Below are 3,441 nucleotides of genomic sequence, written 5' to 3'. Positions count from 1 at the left end.
TCGGCGGTTCATGACCCAGCCGACGCCCTACGTTGACGCCCGCCAACTGACGAAAGTGTACCGGACGCCGGCTGGCGACTTCCCGGCGCTGCGCGGCATCGACATCCAGGTCGAACGGGGCGAGTTCATCGCCGTCATCGGTAAGTCCGGCAGCGGCAAGTCCACGCTCATCAACCTGCTGACCGGTATCGACCGGCCCACCTCGGGTGAAATTCTCATCGGCGGCGAGCCCCTCCATACCTTCAACGAGGAGCAGATGGCCGGCTGGCGCGGCCGGAACCTCGGCATCGTCTTCCAGTTCTTTCAACTCCTGCCGACACTGACGCTGGTCGAGAACGTCATGCTGCCGATGGACATCAACCGGCTCTACCCGGTCAGGGAGCGACGGGAGCGGGCCATGCATCTGCTGGAGATGGTGGAGATGGCCGACCAGGCCCGCAAGCTGCCGGCGGCCGTCTCCGGCGGCCAGCAGCAGCGCGTCGCCATCGCCCGCGCCCTGGCCAACGATCCCGGCCTGATCGTCGCCGACGAGCCGACCGGCAACCTCGACTCGCGCACGGCCGAGAGCATCTTCAGCCTCTTCACCCGGTTGGTGGCCGAGGGCAAGACCATCATCATGGTCACCCACGACGAGGCCCGCGCCGCGCGCACCGACCGCTCGGTGATGATCGCCGATGGCGAGGTGGTCAACGAGCACGTCACCCGCGCCCTGTCGGCCCTGAACTACGACCAACTGGCCGAGGTGCAGCGCCGCGTGGCCCCCCAGACGTTCCCGCCGGGCAGCGTCATCGTCCGGCAGGGCGAGCCGGGCGAGCACTTCTACATTCTGACCGGCGGCCAGGCCGAGGTGTGCATGGTGCAGCCGGACGGCCGCGAGGTGCGCGTCGACCATCTGCGCGCCGGGCAGTATTTCGGCGAGATGGCGCTGCTCGGCCAACGGCCGCGCCGGGCGACGGTGCGCGCCGCGGCCGACGCGCCGGTGGAGGCGGTGGCCCTCGACAGTGAAAGCTTCAACCGGCTGATCGCGGAGTCGCCGTCGCTGCGCGAGGAGTTACAGCGCATCATTAGCCTGCGCGAGGTGCAGAGCCAGGTGGACGCCCTGCGCGACATCGGCCGCGACGAACTCGAAGCGCTGGCCGCCGCCGCCGGTACGGGCGGGTTTCAAACCCGCCCCTACGCGCCGGGCGAGACGATTATCCACCAGGGCGCGCTGGGCGAGACGTTCTACTTCATCCTGGAGGGCGAGGTGGCGGTCTTCGTCGCCCGCGACGCGGGGCGGGAGGAGCAGATCGATCATCTGGGGCCGGGCCGCTACTTCGGCGAACTGGCCCTGCTGGGCAGCCGGCGGCGCACGGCCACCGTCCGCGCCGTGGGACAGGAGAGCGTCCGCTTGCTGGAGTTGGACGCGGCGGCGTTCGAAAAGCTGACCCAGCTTTCGCCGCGCTTCGCCCAGGACGTGCGCGAGGCTGCCGCTGACCGTCGGACGCGGGTGGACGGCGAGGGCGTATGAGCACCCTGTGGCTGAAGACCCTGCGCGACCTGTGGCTCTTCAAGGCGCGCACGCTGCTGGTGGTGCTGGCTATCGCCGTGGGCACGGCGGCCGTCGGCGTGTCGGCCACCAGCCTGGTCGTGTTGCGGCGCGACCTGCGCGACGGCTACCGGAACACCAACCCGGCCCATGCCATCCTCGACACATCTCCCTTCGACGTGGCGTTGGCCGAACAGGTCGCCAAGCTGCCGGAGGTGGTCGAGGCCCAGGCCCGCCGGCGCACCGAGGCGCGCCTCGTGCTGGACGATGGCTCGATCCGCCCACTGAGCCTGTGGACGATCCCCGACTTCGCCGGTCTGTTCGTCGGCACGCTCGCCTCCGAACCGGGCGCGAACGTCCCGCCGCCATCGGGGGCGCTGCTGCTGGAGCGCTCCGCCCGTCCCGGCCTGCCGCTCGAACAGGGCGACGCCGTAACCGTCCGTCTGAGCGACGGCGACGTGTTTAGGCTGCCGGTCGCGGGGTTCGTCAACGACCTATCGCAAGCGCCCACGACAGTGCAACCCACCGTCTATGGCTATCTGAGCGACGACACAGCGGTGCGGCTAGGCCTGCCGGCCGAGTACAACCAGCTACACCTGACCGTGGCCGCGGCTAATCCCGATCGGGCCGCGGTCGAGACGGCCGTCACCGCCGTGACCGAATGGCTGGAAGATGAAGGGGTGGCCGTGCTGCGCGCTGGCATCCCGGAACCGGGCGTCCACCTGATGCAGGGCAACGTCGATACCGGCCTGCTGATGATCGGCATCCTGGGCGGGCTGACGCTGTTGCTCAGCGCCTTCCTGGTGACCAACGTCATGTCGGCCGTCATCGCCCAGCAGGTGCCACAGATTGGCGTACTGAAGGCGCTCGGCGGCGGGCGGGGGCTGGTGCTGCGCCAGTACGGCCGGATGGTGGTCATCTTCGGCGGGTTGGCGCTGCTGCTGGCCGTGCCGCTGGGGCTGTGGGGGGCCTACTTCCAGTCCACCTTCCTGGCCGGGCAACTCAACTTCGACATCCCCTCGTTCGGGTTGCCGGCGATGACGTTGCTGGTGCAGGTGGCCGGCGCGCTACTGGTGCCGGCCGTCGCCGCGCTGTGGCCGGTGCGGGCGGCGGCCAACATGACCATCCGCGAGGCGTTGGGCGGGCAGGGCATCGGCGCGCTGGCCCGGAGCGGGCTGCTGTCGCGCCTGGACGGGTTGCCCCGGCTGGCCGCGCTGGCCTTGCGCAACGTCGCCCGGCGCAAGGTGCGGCTGGGACTGACGCTCATCGCGCTCAGCCTGGCCGGGGCCATGTTCATCGCCACCTTTGGCCTGCGTCTGGGACTGTATGAGGCGGTCGAAATCCTGGTCAGCGAGTTCCCCTACGACGTGCAGATCGACTTCGCCGCGCCGGAGCCGGTGAGACGCCTGGAGCGGGAGGCGGCCGGCATCGCGGGCGTGGAACGGGTGGAGGCGTGGGGCGTGGCCGACGCGCGGCGAGTCTACCCGGATGGGCGCGTCGGCAGTAGCTTTCCTCTGTATGGCGTGCCGCCGACGACGGCGATCGCTGCCTTCGCCAACCGCGCCGGGCGCTGGCTGTCGGCTGGGAATGGCGCCGGTGGTACGGGCGGGTTTCAAACCCGCCCCTACGAGGTCTACATCAACTATGAGACCGAGAAGCTGACCCACCGCCCGGCTGTCGGCGACGAGTTGGCGCTGAAGCTCAACGGCGACCGGGAGCGCGAGACGCAGCTGATCGGCATCAGCCTGCGGCCGTTCGAGGCCGGGGCCTACATGGCCTACGCCGACTTTGAGCAAGCCACCGGCGTGCGCGGGCGGGCCGGGCGGCTGGTGGTGTACCTGGACGGCGACGATCCTGCCCGGCAGACGGCCGTCGCCGCCGAGCTGGTCGCGCGCTACGAGGCGGCGGGGATG

Annotated in this window: 2 protein-coding genes; both read left to right on the top strand. The window is 70.2% G+C overall.

The window, feature by feature from the left end; genetic code table 11:
- A partial coding sequence (locus ACE3UY_RS10860) for a cyclic nucleotide-binding domain-containing protein (RefSeq protein WP_374687551.1) occupies positions 1-1,510 on the top strand: 1,510 nt, incomplete at its 5' end.
- Positions 1,507-3,441: FtsX-like permease family protein (locus tag ACE3UY_RS10855; RefSeq protein WP_374687550.1), on the top strand; the 1,935-nt coding region annotated here is incomplete at its 3' end. The genes ACE3UY_RS10860 and ACE3UY_RS10855, both read left to right, overlap by 4 nt.

Source organism: Promineifilum sp. (SeqCode), from assembly GCF_041918635.1.
Taxonomy (GTDB): Bacteria; Chloroflexota; Anaerolineae; order Promineifilales; family Promineifilaceae; genus Promineifilum.
Note: the sequence above shows the minus strand (reverse complement) of the source record. Positions and strands in the feature narration are given on the sequence as shown.